The 4,014-nt window shown below is 57.3% G+C and carries 4 protein-coding genes; all 4 read right to left on the bottom strand.

Features of this window, described 5'->3' with window-relative positions:
• Positions 1–5 precede the first annotated feature (5 nt).
• The gene (locus N7590_RS21875) at positions 6–509 is read right to left on the bottom strand and encodes a hypothetical protein (protein WP_279935899.1); all 504 of its coding nucleotides are present in this window, start codon (positions 507–509) and stop codon (positions 6–8) included.
• A 95-nt stretch (positions 510–604) separates the two neighbouring features.
• Positions 605–1,078 carry a hypothetical protein gene (locus N7590_RS21870; protein WP_053512138.1) on the bottom strand — a complete coding sequence of 158 codons (474 nt, stop codon included), beginning with the start codon at positions 1,076–1,078 and terminating at the stop codon, positions 605–607.
• A 128-nt stretch (positions 1,079–1,206) separates the two neighbouring features.
• Complete coding sequence (locus N7590_RS21865; protein ID WP_053512139.1) at positions 1,207–1,830, bottom strand: hypothetical protein; 624 nt, start codon at positions 1,828–1,830, stop codon at positions 1,207–1,209.
• Positions 1,827–4,014, bottom strand: a 2,188-nt coding sequence (locus N7590_RS21860) for an HET-C-related protein (protein ID WP_345781944.1), incomplete at its 5' end; no start/stop codon positions are given. The genes N7590_RS21865 and N7590_RS21860, both read right to left, overlap by 4 nt.

The following is a 4,014-nucleotide window of genomic DNA, read 5'->3' as shown; positions in this document are numbered from 1 at the left end:
GAGGACTAAAGTGCGTTGCTGATCTCTATAGTGTATGGAACGCTGTCATACCGCTTTTCATCAACGGTGAAGTAGATCGAGTAGCCGCGAGAATTGCCATCAACCCGGTTCGTGGTGCATGTCGCAATGCCATTGCTGCGGTGAACCTCAAAGGTCAATTTGCTCGCGGCCGGGATGTCGCCGATCTTCATATCACCGTTGAACCGTACGCTTCCGATGACAATCTCGCCGTTGAACATTCGTTTGGGTCTGATGGCCTGTCCGGTGCCGGGTAAGGCAAGATCGGCGGTGGAATTTTGGTGAAAAGCGAATGCAACTGTATTGACCTGATCTTTCTTTGGCAGGTCGGTATAGACAAATATGCCGAGATCATCCCAGATCATCATGTCGGCAGACTTCGGATCGGCGTATCTGTACTTTGTTCCAAGCGCGGAAATCCACTCCGCAGAGGAGGCGCCTATTCTTGCGGTCTTGCCGTTGATGGAGAAGGAGCCCTTGTCAAATTCCACTCTTGGTTGCCGGGCTAGCCCAGGATCTGACGGCGCTGCATTGCAGCCAGGCATCAGGAGGAAAAGAACGGCAGAGAGCATGTATCTCTTGATCATTATGGTTTGACCTGATTCTTCTCGCCAAAAAGATCTTCATAGAAGCGAGTGATGTAGTCCCAGCTGTCGGAACCGTAGCGACCCACGCGGCGGATGCTCTCCAGTGCATGCTTTCCATGTTCTTCATGCAAGTGCTCAAGTTCGGTGGCTGATGAGGCGCGCCGTATGGCCGCCGCATGGCCTTTCGCCCAAGCTCCAACGATGGCGTCCTGCCAGTTCGTGTCATTGGGGTGAACTAGATAAGACTGCGCGATTTTGACCGGATCGCGTGAAGCATCGCCCCTCCATTGCCCGGCCATGGCCTGGCCAACTTGGAGGACAGCCTGTTGAGCCAGCTGGGAATGGCTTGGGTCAGTCGATCCGCTCTTGTTCGGGTCGGAATCGAACATCGTCTGTGCGTCATCCACACTGTTGCCCACGAGTAGCAGCAGCTGTTGATAAACGAAGTTGTAGCAGTTGAGAACAGCGCGCATTGGTGCGCTGGCGATCCAGCCGGCACGCTCCAGATACTCATGCCCAGGTATGCGCGCAATCCGGTCTCGAAGCTTGAGGAATTCCTGTGAGCGTGGATCCGGAGAGGAACCTCGGCGCAGCGGGAGGTTCAGCGGGAGCCACTTCCTCCTGGACCAAACTCGATTTCATAGGGGATGCTGTCATAGCGGCGATCGTCGACGCCAAAGTACGTGCTGACATCCATGAACTGATCATCCTTGCGGCTTGCCGTGCAAAGATTGATGCCGTGGCTGCAGTCGATGCGTAGCCGATCATTACTGAGCCGCGCAATGTCTCCGACCCGCGTATTCCTGTCCACCCTCACCGCACTAACCGAGATAGCTCCGGCGTAGTTACTACGGGGACGAATGCCTTCGCCGGGTGCAATGTATGCCAGCGCGTCTTCCGGCAGGCCCTTCAGGGTGACGGCGACTGTGCGGACCGTCAGGTCCTTCGGATAGTTCGTATAGATACGGATGCCCAGGTCGTCCCAAACAACGATGTCTGGGACATCCGAAAGGGCATTGCGGTGCGTAGGCCCAAGTACGTTTTCCCAGGCGGCAAGATCCTGCTTGAACGTCAGGCGATGCCCTCTGTACTCGACGTAGTCTTCGTTGAACGTTAGATCCGTGGCGACCTTGGCCTCGCCACGCGCAGGGTCTGCAGTCTGTCCGTCGCTGCACGCGCCGAAGCCGAGCGCGAGGAATGAGGCAATGAAAAGTTTCTTGATCATTTCTTAGACTTCACCTGATTCTTCTCACCAAACAGGTCCTCGTAGAACTCCGTGATGTAGTCCCAACTTTTGGATCCATAACGACCCACCCGGCGAATCTCCTCCAAGGCGTGCTTTCCGTGTTCTTCATGCAAGTGTTCAAGCTCGGTCGCTGACGCAGCACGCCGGATATCAGCGGGATGTTTCTGTGCCCATGCCCGTACTACCCCATCCTGCCATGAGGTGTCCTGCGGGTGCACCAGGTAGGCTTTTGCGATGTCAGCCGGACTTGTCGTTGCCGCGCCCTGCCAGTATTTGTACATCGCTGCGCCTACCTGCTGCACCGCGCTGCTGGCCAGGGTGGCAGCGAGCGTATGCAAGGGATGCACGTCGTGATCCTTGGCAAGCTGGGAGTGGCTCGGATCCGTTGAGCCGCTCTTTTTGGGATCAGAGTCGAACATGGTCTGTGCATCGTCAACGCTGTTGCCCACAAGTAGAAGCAGTTGCTGGTAGACAAAATTGTATGAATTCAGCACGAGACGCATTGGGGCGCTGGCAATCCAGCCGGCACGTTCAAGGTACTCGTGGCCAGGAATGCTTGCGATGCGGTCACGGAGTTTGAGGAACTTCTCGAAGGCTTCGTAGTACCTATTGTCACTGTGCTCGGATAGCAGTATCAGCATGATCTTCTCGCCGTCCGAACGATCGCCGGGCCTGCTGGCCTTGAATTCCCAGCTCTCAATGCCAAAAACCTTGTGTGCGATGGGTTCTGCCAGGCTGGCAATGACGTCGGTTGAGCCGAACATGCCCGTGACGACGGGATACGAATGTTTGCAGGTTGCTGTTGCCGTCCAAGGCAGCACTTTGCCATGCCCGAGCTTTCGAAGGCTCAGCTCGCAAAAATTGGAATGGGCAAAATAGTCTTCGAGCACATGGAGCGCCGAGCCAAAATGACGCATCCCATCAGGTGTCTTTCCCAGTGACATGGCCTTTCGAAGTTCGGACTCCATGAAGTCGCTTGAGCGGACGATATAGCGCTTCATCGAGCGGTTCGGATCGACCTTGAGCAGGTCGCTGCCTGGAGTTATCCATGGCTCGAAGTCCGGATCGATGGTTCGCGGGTCTGGAGGCGACGGCTTGATGTTCTTGGGATTGTCGATATGTTCGCTGGGACGGTATACGCCCAGCCTATCCGTGGTGACACCATAGTTGCGGTAGTTCCCTCTGCGTAGAGCATAGAACTCGCTACCCGCCAGGACGTCGACAACCTTCGTCAGTGCAGAGCGGGAGATGTACTTGCCAAGGTCTTTGGGAAGATTCGGCGGACGGACGATCTTCGGATCAAGCAGCTGCGAGTAATCCCGAAGCCAGTTGCCGAAATAGATAGAGTTCATATCTGAGCGACTGAAGCCAACTTTGCCCAGCACTGCCTCAATCGACCGATGCCCAAACGACTCGTTGGGTCGCTTGTCATGGTTCTGGCCATCACCCGCGCTGAACCCCTCGTAGCGCCCATCCTCGCTCTTGTTGGTCTCCTGCGCGAATGGCCCCTGTTGCTTCAGTGCCGCCTGCACCTCGGCATAGTTCACCTTCAACGCACCGTTGTACTCGGGCGAGGTGTACTGCGCGTATTCGGTTTCGTGCGTACCTTCCAGGTCGAAGAACGCCAGGCGATAGGCGAGGGCGGCCCCTTCTTCCTTGCCGCTGTCTGCAGCGAGGGTCGGCTTGCCGTTCGCATCCTTCTCGGCCAGATCGCTGCGCAGCACGTTGTCGACGTGGTGCCCGAATTCGTGCAACAGCACGGCCAGCAGCTCGCGTGACGCTTCGATGGTAGTCGCTGCGCGGTCAGCCGCCATGCTGTTCACGCGGATGATACGCTTGCTGTTGTCGTAATCGGCCGGGTAAGGCGCACCCGCCATGACCTTGTGTTCGGGCGCCTGCAGGCTGCCATCCTTCAGTGCGTCCTGCAGCCTCATGTAGGTCCGCGCGGGTACATCGAAGCCGAAGGTCGGCGCCATCATCATGACGAACTCGATCGGTGTGGACTGCGCGGCGATGCTGCGCAACTGGTCGTAGGCGAAGGTGCTCTCGAAGGTGCGGCCCGGATCGGGCTTGATCGTGAAGGCGGGCAACGGCGGCAGGCTGGCCGGCGTGCTGCTGCCCCCCATGAACGGATGCTCGCCCGCCTTGACCTTGAACTCGCCC

The sequence above is a fragment of the Stenotrophomonas sp. GD04024 genome (assembly GCF_029837545.1).
Classification (GTDB): Bacteria; Pseudomonadota; Gammaproteobacteria; order Xanthomonadales; family Xanthomonadaceae; genus Stenotrophomonas; species Stenotrophomonas forensis.
Note: the sequence above shows the minus strand (reverse complement) of the source record. Positions and strands in the feature narration are given on the sequence as shown.

Bases quoted from the DNA above. Each gene is read 5' to 3' on its own strand.
- N7590_RS21870 (WP_053512138.1), bottom strand. From the start codon at position 1,078: ATGCGCGCTGTTCTCAACTGCTACAACTTCGTTTATCAACAGCTGCTG.
- N7590_RS21865 (WP_053512139.1), bottom strand. From the start codon at position 1,830: ATGATCAAGAAACTTTTCATTGCCTCATTCCTCGCGCTCGGCTTCGGC.